The organism is Paenibacillus sp. FSL L8-0708, assembly GCF_038009325.1.
GTDB classification, from domain to species: Bacteria; Bacillota; Bacilli; order Paenibacillales; family Paenibacillaceae; genus Paenibacillus_AQ; species Paenibacillus_AQ odorifer.
Genome location: NZ_JBBPBC010000001.1, coordinates 2,924,819 through 2,940,411 on the forward strand (window position 1 = coordinate 2,924,819; position 15,593 = coordinate 2,940,411).

Annotated in this window: 14 protein-coding genes; 9 read left to right on the forward strand and 5 right to left on the reverse strand. The window is 45.6% G+C overall.

Annotated elements, in window-relative coordinates; all coding sequences use genetic code 11:
• Positions 1-23: 23 nt before the first annotated feature.
• Positions 24-1,367, reverse strand: a complete 1,344-nt coding sequence (locus NYE58_RS13600; protein ID WP_076277952.1) for a glycoside hydrolase family 30 protein — start codon at positions 1,365-1,367, stop codon at positions 24-26.
• Between the two features lie 133 nt (positions 1,368-1,500).
• Between NYE58_RS13600 and NYE58_RS13605 the strand changes: the two genes are divergently transcribed.
• Entirely contained in the window at positions 1,501-2,295 is a 795-nt protein-coding gene (locus NYE58_RS13605; RefSeq protein ID WP_076130362.1) for an AraC family transcriptional regulator, read from the forward strand.
• Positions 2,296-2,368: 73 nt separating this feature from the next.
• On the opposite strand, the gene NYE58_RS13610 is transcribed toward NYE58_RS13605, so the two are convergent.
• Both NYE58_RS13610 and NYE58_RS13615 read right to left on the reverse strand, forming a co-directional pair.
• Positions 2,369-3,337 carry a glycoside hydrolase family 43 protein gene (locus NYE58_RS13610; RefSeq protein ID WP_076130361.1) on the reverse strand — a complete coding sequence of 323 codons (969 nt, stop codon included), beginning with the start codon at positions 3,335-3,337 and terminating at the stop codon, positions 2,369-2,371.
• 157 nt (positions 3,338-3,494) lie between these two features.
• Entirely contained in the window at positions 3,495-4,523 is a 1,029-nt protein-coding gene (locus NYE58_RS13615; protein ID WP_076218909.1) for a glycosyltransferase family 4 protein, read from the reverse strand.
• 161 nt (positions 4,524-4,684) lie between these two features.
• Between NYE58_RS13615 and NYE58_RS13620 the strand changes: the two genes are divergently transcribed.
• Positions 4,685-5,173, forward strand: a complete 489-nt coding sequence (locus NYE58_RS13620; protein ID WP_076277953.1) for a DinB family protein — start codon at positions 4,685-4,687, stop codon at positions 5,171-5,173.
• 66 nt (positions 5,174-5,239) lie between these two features.
• Here the strand turns inward: NYE58_RS13620 and NYE58_RS13625 are convergent, their stop codons facing one another.
• Entirely contained in the window at positions 5,240-6,037 is a 798-nt protein-coding gene (locus NYE58_RS13625; protein ID WP_256719099.1) for a sugar phosphate isomerase/epimerase family protein, read from the reverse strand.
• Between the two features lie 95 nt (positions 6,038-6,132).
• Complete coding sequence (locus NYE58_RS13630) at positions 6,133-7,041, reverse strand: alpha/beta fold hydrolase (RefSeq protein ID WP_076130358.1); 909 nt, start codon at positions 7,039-7,041, stop codon at positions 6,133-6,135.
• A gap of 381 nt (positions 7,042-7,422) precedes the next feature.
• Between NYE58_RS13630 and NYE58_RS13635 the strand changes: the two genes are divergently transcribed.
• The 7 genes from NYE58_RS13635 to rhaB all read left to right on the forward strand — a co-directional run bounded on the left by NYE58_RS13635 (position 7,423) and on the right by rhaB (position 15,551).
• Positions 7,423-7,923 carry a GNAT family N-acetyltransferase gene (locus NYE58_RS13635; RefSeq protein ID WP_076218905.1) on the forward strand — a complete coding sequence of 167 codons (501 nt, stop codon included), beginning with the start codon at positions 7,423-7,425 and terminating at the stop codon, positions 7,921-7,923.
• Between the two features lie 216 nt (positions 7,924-8,139).
• Positions 8,140-10,209, forward strand: a complete 2,070-nt coding sequence (locus NYE58_RS13640) for a bifunctional aldolase/short-chain dehydrogenase (protein WP_341002062.1) — start codon at positions 8,140-8,142, stop codon at positions 10,207-10,209.
• Between the two features lie 40 nt (positions 10,210-10,249).
• Positions 10,250-11,008: a DeoR/GlpR family DNA-binding transcription regulator gene (locus NYE58_RS13645; protein WP_341002063.1), complete on the forward strand. Its 759-nt coding sequence runs from the start codon at positions 10,250-10,252 to the stop codon at positions 11,006-11,008.
• 26 nt (positions 11,009-11,034) lie between these two features.
• Positions 11,035-11,763, forward strand: a complete 729-nt coding sequence (locus tag NYE58_RS13650) for a (Fe-S)-binding protein (protein ID WP_036689769.1) — start codon at positions 11,035-11,037, stop codon at positions 11,761-11,763.
• Positions 11,760-13,313: a LutB/LldF family L-lactate oxidation iron-sulfur protein gene (locus NYE58_RS13655; RefSeq protein ID WP_341002064.1), complete on the forward strand. Its 1,554-nt coding sequence runs from the start codon at positions 11,760-11,762 to the stop codon at positions 13,311-13,313. Before NYE58_RS13650 ends, NYE58_RS13655 begins: the two co-directional genes overlap by 4 nt.
• A complete protein-coding gene (locus NYE58_RS13660; protein WP_076277959.1) occupies positions 13,306-14,034 on the forward strand; it encodes a LutC/YkgG family protein in 729 nt (242 codons plus the stop codon). The genes NYE58_RS13655 and NYE58_RS13660 overlap by 8 nt, the downstream gene beginning before the upstream one ends.
• Positions 14,035-14,060: 26 nt before the next feature.
• Positions 14,061-15,551: a rhamnulokinase gene (gene rhaB / locus NYE58_RS13665; RefSeq protein WP_256719100.1), complete on the forward strand. Its 1,491-nt coding sequence runs from the start codon at positions 14,061-14,063 to the stop codon at positions 15,549-15,551.
• The last annotated feature ends 42 nt before the right edge of the window (positions 15,552-15,593 follow it).

The window sequence follows — 15,593 nt, forward strand, 5'->3', positions numbered from 1 at the left end:
TTATTATTAGGAAAGAACCGCTGCTACTTAATTAGCAGGGTTTGAATGGCATGAGCCGGAATCATGTTCTCAGCCAGTTCGTCATGGAAGCGCAGGGTGAATGGAAGCTCTTGCTCTGTGCGGTTCATAACGATAACAGCAATAGTGCCATCAGGGTTGCGGAAAGCTGTTGTTTCAAGCTTATCTGTATATTTGGAGAAACCAATGCGTTTAGCACCCGGACGAATATATTTACTGAAGTGCCCGATGTAATAGAAAGAGCTCTCAAAAGTAATTTCATCGTTTTTGGTATCTCCGATAATTGGAGCGTCACAGTAATTTCCTACATGATTAGGTCCACCTTGCTCATCCAAGACAATGTTCCAGTCTGTCCAGCTCGACATCCAGTTGTTCAGATTGCCAATGATATCATGTCCGTAACGTTCACCGGTATTCCATGAGCCGAGATGAACGCCACCTTCTTGGCAGCCTTCGCTGAAGAACAGCTTTTTATCTGGGAAACGATCATGTACAGCAGAGAGGGCTTCGAAGTGATCACCGGAATACCAATGGAAGCAGATTCCCCATATGTATTTGGACGCTGCTTGATCTTCAAAAGCAACCTTAGCACGGTCATATACCCGTTCTTTGTTATGATCCCAGATCATAACTTTTACATGGCCCAAGCCCGCTTGTTCCAGAGCAGGTCCCAAGTAGTCACGCACAAAATCCTTTTCTTCTTCAGCGGTATACAGGCAGGAATCCCATCTTTGTACAGCTTTGGCTTCATTCTGAACACTGACAGCCCAGATATCAATTCCTTCTGCAGCGTACGCCTCAATATATTTAACGAACATGTTAGCCCAAGCCTCACGATATTCAGGCTTAAGAGCTCCGCCTCCGTTCATTTGCCCGTTTGTCTTCATGAACGCTGGAGGACTCCATGGGGAAGAGAACAGACGAAAATCTTCACCTACTGCTGCGGCAGCATTTTTTATGAGGGGGATAATTGATTCGTGATCTCTGGAAATATCGAATGAACGTAGCTCCGCATCGCCTTCCTTTACATAAGCATAGTTGCCCAGTGAGAAGTCGCAGCTTTGGATGTGTGAGCGGCAAAGGGTGTATCCGATGCCGTGCTCAGGATGAAAATAAGCGTCAATGATTTCTTTTTGTTTAGCTTCACTAAGTTTAGCGATAGTAACGGCAGAGGACTCCGTAAGGGCTCCACCAAAGCCTTCAATTTCTTGATACTCCAGATCATCATAGATATTGATTAGCTCTGATTCGACTCCTGACGTATCGGGAAGGAAAATCAGAGGGTCCTTTTCTGTTAAACGATCCGTGGTTTCTTTAGCGGTTTGAATGACGCGAATAGTTTTACTCATAATGGTTGATAACCTCCTACATATGAATTCTGTCTTTATTATAGAAGGAGATTCACTGCACTTTGAAGAAACTATATGGCTAAGAACCTCAACAATCTGGTCATTGATTACTATGGAAAGAGGAGAAAATGCGATGGAAACAAACAGCGTTCAAATTAGTTTGTGTGGATTTATCCGCCATACTCAGCCTTTTCGGCAACTATATCGCAGTGGGTTGGATACCTATATCATCAGGCTGCAAGCCGAAGGGGAATGTGAAGTCCTCATTGATGGAGAAATGACTACCGTAGTACCTGGGGATCTACTATTATTTAAGCCCTATGATATATATGATCTGAGAATCGGTGAAAAGAAAAGTCCTCTGGGACATAGTGTGGACTATTTTGTAATGTGTACAGGGGAATGGGTGGACCACTGGTGGAACCTGCGTGAGCGACCCAAAAAGGTAAGAATTGCGGATGATGGTAAGCTGCAAAGTATATGGCAACAGCTTGATCTGGAGAATAGAAGACTAGACGGGGGTAGCCCTGAAATACTTGAAGCGCTATTTAAAGCTTTATGTTTGCTGTTAGATCGGGCTATGGAAGAGGCACCTGCATCATCTTCGGCTTCACTTCTACACGGACTTAAGATGAAGAGTTATGTGGAGGAGCATGCTACTTCAGAGATCAGACTAAAGGACGTAGCCGCTCATGCTGGAATTAGTGTGACAAGGGCCGTGCATGTATTCAAAATCCAATTCGGTTATTCTATTATGCAATATGCGGGGCAAATCCGGCTTGCGATGGCACTGAGATTAATGGACAATACCAATTACACCTTAGAGCGTATAGCAGAGGAGACGGGGTTTGGAAGTTATACCTATTTTCACAGGGTGTTTCGGGAGCGTTATGGTGTCTCGCCAGGTATTTATCGAAAGAGAGAGTAGAAGGTTTAGCAGTAAAAAGAAGCTGCCCCATAAATCACAGAATGGGGCTTAGGGGCAACTCCTCGATTAGACGTTAATTATAGTAAGGCCAGCCAGCTGAATCCCATTCGAGATCACTGATTAACAATTTGGGTGCACCATTCTCGGCGACACTGTAAGCATGGCGGACGATAACGTTGGTTCCGTATATATCCTGTCCACCAGGACCCGCCCAAAAACTGTTGCCGCTATCGATGACCGTAGCCCCGCCATTTTTCATATCAGTACCGTCCTTTGCATAGAAAGGACCCAGTACGCTGGTTGAGCGTCCCACTGCAATTTTATAGGTGCTGTTTACGCCTGAGCAGCATTGGCCAATGGATACGAATAGATAATAATATCCGGTATTTGGATTGTAAACCATGCTGGAGCCTTCAATCCCCCCGGATTTAGTGGCAATGCGATAGGAGTTGCCCGTTGGCTTCATGGTTGTTTTGTTGATGGAGGTAATGTAAATCCCGTTGCTCCAGGAACCGAAGGTCATCCATAGATTTCCGTTAGCATCTGCCGTAATGTTAGGATCAATGGCGTTATAATTGGAGGCGTCATTTGACGAGATAACGACACCTTGGTCCGTCCATTTTCCCCCGGAGATCGATTTAGTAGTTACTAAACCAATAGCAGACACTCTTGAGCCGAATGTGGAGATAGAATAATAGAGGTAATAGGTACCGTTATAGTAGAAAATTTCTGGAGCCCATACATCTAGCCCTTCTTGATTGGGAACGTAAGAGCTCCACCAGGAGGGTTTCGAGTTATAAATCGGGAGGGAGCGAATATAGTTCGTTCCATCGTTTGAAAACATCACTTGGAGACCTGATCCCGTGCTGAATACCCAATGTGTGTTTCCCTCTTTGATATATGAAGGGTCGTGTACGTTGGTATCTCCAGTCAGATTCCAGGTTGCTGCATAAGCTTGCGATCCTGCTGAAAAAACAGTTGTAAAAAGCATTAAAAAAGACAACAATAACAACCGATAACCTTGCCTACCTTTTTTCGCCATATTCCTTCTCCTTTTAGTTTAGATTTCCCTAAAGTGTTTCATTATTTTGCAATTGATAACGCTTACATAATATCTTGTATTATTTCTCTAGTCAATGATTCTTTTGGATCAATAAAAAAGCAAATCTCGGCCATCGGAGACTTGCTTTTTTATATTTTTATAATAAATCTGTGATCGCTTGTTCAAATAATCTGACACTATTTTCCCAAGTCCATTTGCGCGAATATCTTTCCCCCTGCTCCGCTAATTTAGTTCTTAAGTTGGGATCACGTATTAAGCGGATGACATCTTCACCGAGCCGGTTCTCATATCGATAAGAGAGCAAACAGTTTTTCTTGTGATGGGCGTATTCCATATTCCCGCCCGAATATACACAGACTAACGCTGCTCCACAACGCATGGCCTCAAGTCCCGGTAAAGAGCCTGTATCAAAAATACTTGAGCTAACAAAAATATCCGCACCGTTATAGTGATAGCAGAGCTCCTCATCATTTGCTGGCGTAAAGAACCGATATTTGCCAGTAGCTTTCATTCTTTGGAGAATTTCTGAGGTGTTGAACTCGTCAGGCGGACTGATGAAGTTAATATTTACATCGGGATATTGGCTTTTTACGTAATCCAGCTGTTCTATAAGATAATCTTGCTCACGGTGCCAGGAGAAACCTCGTTCTGTTTTTCTTAATATAGCTGTTATGTTTAAAGGCTCTTGAAGACTGTGACGGATATTCATATTTTTAAAAGAGGAGCTAATGCCAATGGGCACGATACTGCCGGTGATGCCATGATTTAAACGGATCAGCTCCTGCTGCCAACGTGATAAAACGATTAGATGCTCAGTGATGTGATAGGAGGGGAAGGAGCGTCCGTTATCCGGTAAAAAAGGTGGCTCATAACATAAAGATAAACGTACATGAACCCCTTTTCCTTGTTGGCTTGCTGCTTGGGCGATGGGGACAGTTGTATAATAATTAGAAACAATGACGTCTCCGGGAGGAAAGTCATGCTCGTGAATATTCATATGTGAGGAGCGGATTACGTTTGCGCGCACATCATAAGAAATAGCGCCATCCACAGGCAAAAGGAGATTGACCTGATGACCCAAGTCTGTCAGCCCATTGGTGAGCTCTACTAGCATACGTTGTGCTCCGCCATGAGATAAGGTCAGAATAGGGAATGTGAATTGCATTGATAATCCCGTCCCTTCCAAGTTAGAGCTATAATATGAAAAAATATGATTCAATCGTTCCTTTTTTTATTTTATTCAGCTCCTATAGAAAAGTACCATTTATCAAGCTTATAAACAAAAGGAGAAGGAAGAGGGGTTAGTATGAGTGAAATCATTATCGAATGTATGAGAAGGCTCAATCAATCCTTGGGTATGTGGAGCAAGCTGTAAATAAGCTAACGACCGAAGAGATCTGGTTTCGTCCAAAGTCAAAAATGAATGCCATTGGTAACCTATGCCTGCATATTGCGGGCAGCGAATATCAGCATCTGGTCAGCGGAATCGGCAATAAGCCAATAGAAAGAGATAGACCTAATGAATTTTTGACCAGAGGCGGTTATTCATCACAGGAATTATTGCAGTATATGCTAAAGGTCAGGGAAGAAAGCCGTTCGGTGGTGGGCAATTTGACGAAGGCTGATCTAGAACGGGAGGTCACCATTAGTTTCCCTGAGGGGGCTGGAATGGAGAATTATACTTGGAGTATTCAAAAGATTATGATCGGAGCGGCAGAGCATTATTCCTATCATACAGGTCAAATCGTATATGCCTCTAAATTGCTGCAGAAAGAGGATGATCATCTGCTCAATAACTGGAAGCATTATTTTTGAGCATAGATAAAGCTGGGGATAGATGCGCAGCTGCTGCTAACACCTATCCTCAGAAATGGATTTTTATTATGTTATAGGTGCAAGCTTCTTCAGTAAAGCAACGGTTTCATTAACCTCCAGATCCTTGATATCTTCTAATGACACATCGATCATTGGCTTATATTCTTGGAGTTTGCGCAGGAAAGCCTCGGTATGGAATACTCCGCTGCCTGCTTTTCCGTGGTATGCTTTTTCACCATCTTGATAGATATCTTTTAAATGCGCCAGAATGATACGGTCGCCGAATAATCTGAAGGAATCATCGACAATTTGATCCTGCAAATGCGCAGCCGTGCCAATAAAATTACAAGGGTCCAATACAACACCTATACAGCTTGATGGGACTTCATCTAAGATGCGGCGCATCTTGTCTGGTGTAGAAAGTGTATGTGTGCAGACCCCTTCTAGTCCTAGAAAAACGCCCCATTTTTCAGCTTCCTCTGCAAGTTCTTCTACAGTTGCCCTTAACGTATCCCAGCCGATAGCTTCGTAATGGATCGGATCTTGTGCTTGAAAAGTAGTCAGCGCACCTGTTTCTGTTGCCACCATAGGTGCGCCGAATTGGCGTGCATAACGAAGATGCTCTTTAAAACGATTGATCTCAGCTCTCCGGATGACAGGATCCGGATGAACAGGGTTGATGTAACAGCCCAAAACACCGATACGTATTCCTGCTTTGTCAAATTGTTCGCCAATATAGCTGGCAAGACCTGGACTTAGTTTACCGGTAGAAGTGTCGATGTCCTGAATGGCTTTGGATAATGCAAGCTGAACAAAATCGATATCATAATTCTGAAGGGTTGCAGTTAACGACTTGAGCGGCAAGCAGCCAAATGTGTGGGCCAGAGTTCCGTATCTGATGAGTAACCTCTCCTTTAATAGAGTAAGTATGAGTAATAACCTTCATAATAGTAACGCTTTCATAAGGATGCAAGTGATTTATCATTATCGCGGGTCAGGAAATTGATGATTTCAGTGTTGACTCTATCCGGTTGCTCATGATTAATGCCGTGTCCCGCACGGGGGATCACTTGGTAATGAAACTTTCCATCCTCTAAAATATCTATGAAATCCTTTGATTGTTTTAACGCGTGTTCTCCTACTAAAAAATAGAGCTTATCTCTGACGGCAACTGCGGCGTTTTTATCGTATTTTTGAAGCTTATGAACAAACATAGCTTGCTGATTATGAGCTCGCATTAAAAGGATTAGATGAGCAGCTACTTCTGGGTGATTGTCAAATAAAGGGGAGTCAGGCGCACTTAACTTCTTCAGCACTTTCAGTAAATTGCGATCCGTGGGAATCAGAATCTCTGGGAACATCATCATTAGCGTTTGCAGCATGGCTTTGATGGGTGTGGTGACCATTCCGCCTTCCAAACAAATCACACGGTTCACTTTGTCCGGTTGCTTGGTTGCATAATTAAAAGCAATATAGGCTCCATTTGACACCCCTGCAATATTAAAGATGTCTATGCTCAGATGTTTGGCTATTTCATTAATCCATTCCACCTGCTCAAACTTTTGTTTATTAAAGTGCGCATTAGGAATACTTTTTCCGGGTCCGCCCAGAGTATCAATAGCAACGCAGTAAAAATGCCGCGATAATTCCTCGATGTTAAGGAGCCACATGACCGCCGAGTTGTCACCAACGCCATGAAACAGAAATAAAGGGGGATTACTCTTTTGCCCGGTAAGGATACAATGCGTCAGCCCATATGTGGTTGGGAGATCGAGCTCTTCAAGAGGAATAGGCCACTGATCAACTAGCTGTTGGTAGGATTGCCACACTCGTTCTTGCACCTTGGCATTTTTAAAGCTATTTACCATCACAAACCTCCTTAGTGAAAATACAACATCTGTATCTTATTCCAATAAGTATACTACGAGAGTGGGGAAGGAGGAGCGCGCAATAGGAACATTCCTGTGAAAAGAGGGGTGCAGACCAGATAAGTGTATTTCATACAACTAAATTGCTACTTTACTCTCACTACGGTGAAATAGATGTACTTCGTACAACTATTTCTCTCGTATTTAGCTGATTCAGCTAAATTGGGCGAATTTAATTGCACAAAGTACACTTAACACATTAGGCGTGAGCATTGAAGTTCATTTTAGTTGTAGAATGTGCAATTAAATAATGCATGCCGGTCTCTTTTGCGGTAAATTTTGATAGGGAAGTTATTAATAACGTTCTAGGTGGGGATGATTATGCTCGTTGAGCTAAAGGAAGCTAGTGTTTCAGATGGACGCGATATTTTTGAGCTGATTGTGGAGATAGGTCCGGGGGAGAATGGATTCGTCAATAACGGATTTGATCTGGCTTACAGTCAATTTCCTGATTTCATCCGGGATCGGATAGCACTTTCACAAGGTGATAATCTTCCGCCACAGTATGTAGCACAAACCAACTACTGGCTACTGATTGACGCTTATCCCGTTGGTGTCGGAAAACTAAGACATTCCTTAAATGATCAATTGAGGAAGTCCGGTGGACACATCGGTTATAGTATCAGACCCAGTGAAAGAGGAAAGGGTTATGGTACGATTTTTTTGGCAGAGCTGTTAAATAAAGCTGCGGACATGGGGATTGAAAAGGTCATGCTGACTTGTGAGCCGGACAATATATCTTCGAGAAAGGTTATTGAAGCGAACAAAGGAATACTACATGGCATTGAGAATGAAAAATGTAACTACTGGATCACCCTTTAAGCTGGTGTGAAAAATAGGGGAGGAGTTGCCAAGAGGCAGCTCTTTTTTGTTATTCGCGATGTTATTGTAGTTCATCCAATGGAGATTCGTCTAAAATGTGAAAAAAAATTAAAATTTTGATGAAAGCGCTCTATTCAAACACAAACAAATAGTTTAAAATCAAAACAAACAAAAATAAACAAAAAAACAAACATTCAAAAACGGAGGTATTCACAAATGGTACAAAACTTATGGGATTCATCTCAGAAAACGAAATTAAACGGGGGATTGGATGCACTAGTGTTCCGCTCTAATCTGCTGGGCGAAGATCGCAGAGTCTGTAACTTTGGCGGAGGGAATACCTCCAGCAAAACGATAGAATTGGATTTTCGCGGGCGTGAGGTAGAAGTAATGTGGGTAAAGGGCAGCGGCTCTGACCTTGCTACGATGAAAGCAGGCAACTTTACCGGACTAAGGCTTCAGGATATTGCCCCGTTATTTGAACGTGATGAAATGCCAGATGAAGAGATGGTAGCTTATCTCGCAAATTGTATGATTGATCCTAAACATCCGCGTGCTTCTATCGAAACGTTACTGCATGCATTTTTACCTTTCAAGCATGTGGATCATACGCATCCAGATGCCATTATCAGTTTATGCTGCGCTCATAACGGTAAGAAAATTGCCCGTGAGATTTATGGGGATCGTTTCGTATGGGTGCCATACATCCGTCCAGGCTTCACTTTATCCAAAATGATTGCCGAAGGTGTGCTCGCAAACCCTAAAGCTGAATTAGTGCTGATGGAGAAACACGGTCTCGTGACTTGGGGGGATACACCTGAATCTTGTTATGCCAAAACAATCTCCATAATTAACGAAGCGGAAAGTTATATTGAAGAAAGAATTGAAGATCAGAACCTATTTGGCGGCCGCAAATCGGAAGCACTTCCGGAAGCAGAGCGGCGGGATGTAGCGGCGGCAGTGATGCCACTGATCAGAGGCGCGGTCAGCGATGAGCGTAAAATGATTTTGACCTTCGACGATGCGGAGGATGTGCTGCGTTTTGTAGGAGGGGCTGACTCGGAGAAGTTATCCGGTGTAGGCGCAGCTTGTCCAGATCATTTGGTACATACCAAAATGAAGCCGCTTTTTGTTGCGTGGGAGCCAAATACCAATGATATCGATGGCTTGAAGGCGAAGCTGAGCGAAGCGATTAGCGCTTATAAGGAGCAGTACAAAGCGTACTTCGACCGTAATAAACATGAAGGCGATGTAATGTTCGAGGCTGCGCCACGTGTGATCCTGATCCCTGGCGTGGGCATGATCAACACAGGTAAAAGCTGGAGCAATTCTAAGATCAGCGGAGCCTTGTATCACCGGGCGATTGCTGTTATGCGCGGAGCTACTGCGCTGGGAGATTTCGTCTCTCTTAGTGAGAATGAATCGTACAATGTGGAATATTGGCCCCTGGAATTATATAAATTATCCTTGGCTCCGGCAGAAGCGGAGTTCTCCCGTAAAGTTGCCTTTATTACAGGTGGTGCCGGGGGAATTGGGAGTGAGACGGCTCGTCGTTTAGTATCAGAAGGAGCGCATGTTGTATTGGCAGATCTCAATCTGGAGGGGGCACAAAAAGTAGCGGAAGAGATTAATGCTAAGTATGGTGAAAATCGTGGATTCGCCGTTAAAATGGACGTAACTCAGGAAGAGCAGGTAACTGCAGCTTATGCGGAGACAGCCCTTTTTTATGGCGGGGTCGATATTATTGTTAATAATGCTGGGCTTGCAACCTCCAGTCCGTTTGATGAGACTTCATTGAAAGAGTGGAATTTGAATATTTCTGTGCTGGGCACAGGATATTTTCTTGTTGCACGCGAAGCTTTTAAAGTGATGAAGGAGCAAAAAATCGGAGGCAGCATGGTATTCATCGGCTCCAAAAATTCTATTTTTGCAGGTAAAAGCGTCTCGGCTTACAGTTCTGCCAAGGCGCTCGAAGCCCATCTGGCCCGCTGCATAGCAGCTGAAGGTGGAGAGTTTGGCATCCGTGCCAATACGATTCTGCCCGATGCAATTCTACAAGGATCAGCCATCTGGAATTCGAACTGGCGTAATGAACGGGCGGCTGCTTACGGGATTGAGCCGGATCAATTAGAGGAGCATTACCGTAAACGCACGACGCTGCTAGTTAATATTTATCCACGTGATATTGCCGAAGGCGTTGCTTTTTTTGCTTCTTCCAAGTCAGAGAAAACTACGGGTTGTATGCTTACAATCGACGGTGGAGTGCCAGCAGCTTTTACTAGATAAGAAGTAGCTTGAATATAGATAGGGATAACGGAGGGAAATCATGCTGATTGCAGACAGATATGAACGAATCGTAGAACTAGTGAATGAACGCGGCAGCATCCGTGTCTCAGAATTGAGTACATTATGCCAAGTGACGGAAGAAACCATTCGCCGCGATCTGGATCGATTGGAAAAAGCGGGGCGGCTGCTGCGTTCGCATGGCGGAGCAGTTAGCCTGCGTGACCGGCAACCGGAGACTCCTTATGCCGAACGAGAAATCATTAATGCAGCGGAGAAACAGCGGATTGCCCGTGAGGCGGTAATGATGATTAAGCCGGGCGATCGGATTTTACTGGATGCCAGTACAACGGCTTGGTATATGGCTTCGCATTTGCCGGATATGCCGCTCACTGTGTTGACCAATTCTACTAGAGTGGCAGCAGAGTTAAGCGGGAAGGAGCGGATCGAGGTCTTTTCTACAGGCGGGCAACTGAGCCGCAGATCAATGTCCTATGTGGGTCATTTAGCAGAACGTTCGCTTGAATTGTATCACGTGGATAAAATGTTTTTTTCCTGCAAAGGATTTCATCTCGAACGTGGCGCTAGTGAATCAAATGAGCTGCAAGCTATGGTGAAACGAAAGATGATTTCTATAGCGGAGCAAGTGATCTTATTATGCGATTCCAGTAAATTCGGAATTCAAGCGTTCACACATTTTGCGGCTCCTAGTGATGTGGATGTTCTAATAACGGATTACAGCCCTGTTGAAGAACAAATGAAGCAGTTGCAGAAGCTGAACATCGCAATAACGACGGTGTAGTAAATAGTTGTGCAGGAGGTGAAGGCATGAAGGTATCGATGTTTATAACTTGCGTCAGCGATGCCGTGTTCCCGAAGGTCGGGGAAGCCATGGCTCGTCTGCTGGCCAGATATGGCGTACAGCTGGAGTTCCCGGAGGTGCAGACCTGCTGCGGACAGCCTGCGTACAACAGTGGATATTGGAATGAAGCGCGGCAAGCTGCACTTACGATTCTGCAGGCCTTCGATGACAGTGATTTTGTCATTGCACCTTCCGGATCCTGTACGGGGATGCTTCATCATTACCCTAAGCTGTTTCAGGATGATCCGGTTAATCTGGTCAAGGCGCAGAATTTGCAACGTAAATCCTATGAATTCAGCCAGTTTATGGTGCAGGTGCTTGGCGTAACTGATCTAGGAGCAGTGTTTCCGCATAAGGTTACCTATCATCCTTCCTGTCATGGCACAAGGATTCTAGGGATTCGCGACGAACCTATGCAGCTTATGCAAAATGTGAAGGCGATGGAGCTGGTACCACTGCCTTTTGCTGAGGACTGCTGTGGGTTTGGTGGAACCTTTGCCGTGAAAATGTCTGATATCTCCGGGGCGATGGTCACTGAGAAATCAGATCATGTGCTGGAGACGGAAGCAGAAATCCTAACGGGTCTGGATATGGGTTGTCTGATGAATATTGCCGGGAATCTGCGTTACCGCCGCGAACCCGTTCGAGTTATGCATTTAGCAGAACTGCTATATGAGGGGGTGACTGATAAATGAGCCAAGCCACCACCAATTCCACGGCGAGTTCAGAGAATGGAAAGCCAGCAACAGTAAAAGAGCGTGCAGACTTGGCACTGAATAATGACTTTTTACGCAAGGCTGTTCGTTTTACCACGGAGAGACTGCGTGATGGAAAACAAAAAGCGGCTAACGATCATGGCCACTGGGAAGAGTGGCGTGAACGTGGGCGGCAAATCCGTCTACACACGATCGCCCATCTTGATTACTATTTGAACCTTTTTGCAGACAAGGCAAGAGCAAACGGCACACATATTCATTTTGCAGCAACGGGTGAAGAGGCTGTGAAGATTGCCCTTGAAATCGCGCAGCGAAAACAGGCAGCTTCTGTGGTCAAATCCAAATCAATGGTTACTGAGGAGCTGCATTTAAATAAGGCGCTGGAATCCATTGGTGTGGAGACCATAGAGACGGATCTGGGGGAGTATATTATCCAGCTTGCCGGGGAAACCCCGTCACATATCATTATTCCGGCGATTCATAAGAACCGCTACCAGATTGCCGAGCTGTTGTCCAAAGAGGCAGGGGAGGAGCTTTTGCCTGAAACTACTATCCTTGCTGGATTTGTACGGCGAAAGCTGAGAGAGAAGTTCCTTGATGCGGATATCGGAATGACTGGCTGTAACTTTGCTATTGCAGAGACGGGTTCGATGGTGCTGTTCGAGAATGAAGGCAACGCCCGTATGGTCACCACTTTACCGAAAACACAAATTACCCTGATGGGGATGGAGCGGATTATTCCTTCGTGGAGTGATCTTGAAGTGATGGCTACATTGTTGCCTCGTTCGGCAACAGGGCAGAAGTTAACGGTATATATGTCGGGTATTTCTGGTCCCCGCAGAACCAACGATGGTGATGGGCCGGAAGAGCAGCATATTATTATTCTTGATAATGGCCGATCTGAGCAGCTAGGCGATCCTGAGTTTCAGGAGCTGCTGAATTGCATCCGCTGTGGAGCTTGTCTGAATGCTTGTCCTGTCTACCGTCATATTGGCGGTCATGCATATGGGGGAACGTATAGCGGACCTATAGGAGCGGTGTTGACCCCGGCGCTGAATAAAAATGTAGATCAATGGGATGACATCGCCTCAGCCTCTAGCCTGTGCGGAGCATGTTATGAAGCCTGTCCGGTCAAAATTCCTCTGCATGATATGCTCATCTATTTACGGCGGCGGAAGGTTGAACGTGGTTATGGGGATAAGGCAGAAGGTCTCGGCATGAAGGGTTTTGGGGCGATTATGGCGAAGTCACAGCGATTTAGTAATGTGATGAAGGTAGGTAGAATCGGGCAAAAGCTGCTCATGCGAGACGGAGGAATTCCGTCGAAACTGGGGCCGCTGAAAGGCTGGAACAATTATCGGATCGCCCCGAAGCTGGCAGATCAATCCTTCCGTGAGAGCTGGAAGGGGCTGCAACAGGAGCTAGACAAGAACAGTCGCGAAATGGACCCGGCGATACAGAAGCGAATGGAAGATTTACTAGCGAAGCGGAAGCGGGAAGAGCTGGAAGGAGAGGCCGGGCATGACTGAAGAGACGCACAGTAACTGGTTGGAACGTATGGAGCAGGATTCACGTGAAAAGCAGCAGGGATTCATGAATGATATCGCTCGCCGCCTGAAGCGGCCGAGAATTACTGAAGCTCCCGCACACCCTTTTCGCGGCGCACCGCAGTACTGGCAGCAATTCAAGTGGAGTCCGGAGGAAAGGATTGAACAATTTACGGCGAATTTTCAAAGCGCCGGTGGCCATGTATTTCGTGTGCAGGATATGGATGAAGCCAAGGCTTTTATCGTCAGCAAAGCGGATGAGATGCTCGCACGGTATATTCTCCGGCAAAATGTCACCGAGCTAGCAGCACTTCGACTAGAGGAGGAACTCACAGATACACGGGTGTCTGTCTGGAATACGGATGATCAGGAGGCATGGAAAGCTAGGGCAGCCGAGGCTGATATTGGAATTGTGATTGCGGATTATGCAGTTGCCTATACAGGCTCCATTACTGTGCTGTCCTCTGAGGATAAAGGCCGTTCAGTCAGCTTATTGCCTACCGCATTAATTGCCATCGTTCCATTGGAGCGGCTGAAGACTCGTCTCGGTGAGGTGCTTATTGATTTTGATGAAGCTGGGCCGTCGGGGCTGCCGGCGGGCATTCATTTTATCTCCGGACCTAGCCGTTCAGCGGATATTGAGAATGATCTGACGATAGGCGTGCATGGTCCAGGAATCGTATTCGCTTTGCTAGTAGGCTGATAGGAGATAAGGAGTGTTGTATAGGGATGAATACACAAGCTCATAATCAAATGCAGAAGCATATTGCTGTTGATATCGGAGCCTCTAGTGGGAGAGTGGTCTGTGGAACCTTGCAGCAGCCGGGAGGAACCCTGTCTATAGAAGAAATTCATCGCTTCAGTAATGGATTCGCTGAACAAAATGGTAATCTTTATTGGGATATAGATTATTTAGTTGCTGAAATCGTCAAAGGCTTACAGCACGCCAAGGTTAGAGGGATCGAGCGCTGCACCGTGGGCATCGATACTTGGGGTGTCGATTATGTACTTCTCGATCAGGAGGGAGCGCGGATCCATGAGGTTTTTTCTTATCGTGACTCCCGAACGGATGGAGCGATAGAGAGGCTGCATCGTAACATCTCAACTGAAAGCGTTTACGGAAAAGTGGGGATACAATATCTCCCGATTAATACGTTGTATCAGCTGTTTGTGCATGATCAGGCGGAGCTGGAAGCTGCACATTCCATCCTCCTGGTTCCTGATTATCTTTATTATCGGCTTACGGGTCGCAAGATTAGTGAAGTGACGATAGGTTCCACCTCTGGGATGCTGAATCTTCACACTCGTGATTACGATGAGGATCTTCTGTCGGTGCTTGGTCTTTCAAAAGAGCAATTCCCTCCCTTAACAGAACCTGGGGAACCCGTTGGGAGGTTGACGGAAGACTTGGCGGCTCGCGGCGATCTTCCAGATTGCAAGTTCATAGCAGTAGCCTCTCATGATACAGCATCAGCTGTACTAGGGGTTCCGGCAAACAGCGAGAAATGGGGATTTCTCAGTAGTGGTACTTGGTCACTCATCGGGGTGGAACGGAGTTCAGCCATCACTAGTCCAGAGGCTATGTTACGCAACTATACGAATGAATGGGGAGCCTACGGATCATTCCGGTTTCTTAAAAACATTATGGGCATGTGGTTGATTCAAAAGGTTCGTGAGGAGTACGGCGGACAATACAGCTTCGGCGAGCTGGTAGAGCTGGCAGCACAAGAAATCCCTTTTAGATCGATCATTTATTGCAATGATGAACGGTTCATGAATCCACAGAGCATGATTGACGAGATCCGCAGCTATTGTGTGGAAGCAGGACAGTTGGTCCCTCAAACACCTGGGGAAATGGCTCGATGTGTATTTGATAGTCTTGCTTTATCTTATTATTTCTACATTCAGGATCTCCAGCAATTGACGGGTGACAACTTAGAGAGGTTGCATATCGTTGGCGGAGGTGCGAATAACGGCCTGTTGTGTCAGATTACGGCAGATCTGTTGGAGATGGAAATTCACGCCGGACCAACGGAATCTACGGCATTAGGCAATCTGGTGGTGCAGATGATCAGCACGGGTGCTGTAACTGATCTTCAAGAGGCGAGAGAAATTATAAGTCGTTCATTCCAAGTAACATCTTATATACCGAAGGGGATGGACCCCACGACCAAAAAAGCGGCTTTGGCACAGTTCGCCCGGCTGCAGGTCGTTAATTAGTAGCTTCGTTTTGCGGAACGCGAGCTAAGAAGAGGCAAAAAT

Coding starts and splice junctions, on each gene's coding strand:
- NYE58_RS13640 (WP_341002062.1), top strand. CDS start 8,140: ATGGTACAAAACTTATGGGATTCATCTCAGAAAACGAAATTAAACGGG.
- NYE58_RS13630 (WP_076130358.1), bottom strand. CDS start 7,041: ATGGTAAATAGCTTTAAAAATGCCAAGGTGCAAGAACGAGTGTGGCAA.
- NYE58_RS13615 (WP_076218909.1), bottom strand. CDS start 4,523: ATGCAATTCACATTCCCTATTCTGACCTTATCTCATGGCGGAGCACAA.
- NYE58_RS13635 (WP_076218905.1), top strand. CDS start 7,423: ATGCTCGTTGAGCTAAAGGAAGCTAGTGTTTCAGATGGACGCGATATT.
- NYE58_RS13645 (WP_341002063.1), top strand. CDS start 10,250: ATGCTGATTGCAGACAGATATGAACGAATCGTAGAACTAGTGAATGAA.
- NYE58_RS13650 (WP_036689769.1), top strand. CDS start 11,035: ATGAAGGTATCGATGTTTATAACTTGCGTCAGCGATGCCGTGTTCCCG.
- NYE58_RS13610 (WP_076130361.1), bottom strand. CDS start 3,337: ATGGCGAAAAAAGGTAGGCAAGGTTATCGGTTGTTATTGTTGTCTTTT.
- rhaB (WP_256719100.1), top strand. CDS start 14,061: ATGAATACACAAGCTCATAATCAAATGCAGAAGCATATTGCTGTTGAT.
- NYE58_RS13600 (WP_076277952.1), bottom strand. CDS start 1,367: ATGAGTAAAACTATTCGCGTCATTCAAACCGCTAAAGAAACCACGGAT.
- NYE58_RS13605 (WP_076130362.1), top strand. CDS start 1,501: ATGGAAACAAACAGCGTTCAAATTAGTTTGTGTGGATTTATCCGCCAT.
- NYE58_RS13620 (WP_076277953.1), top strand. CDS start 4,685: ATGTATGAGAAGGCTCAATCAATCCTTGGGTATGTGGAGCAAGCTGTA.
- NYE58_RS13655 (WP_341002064.1), top strand. CDS start 11,760: ATGAGCCAAGCCACCACCAATTCCACGGCGAGTTCAGAGAATGGAAAG.
- NYE58_RS13660 (WP_076277959.1), top strand. CDS start 13,306: ATGACTGAAGAGACGCACAGTAACTGGTTGGAACGTATGGAGCAGGAT.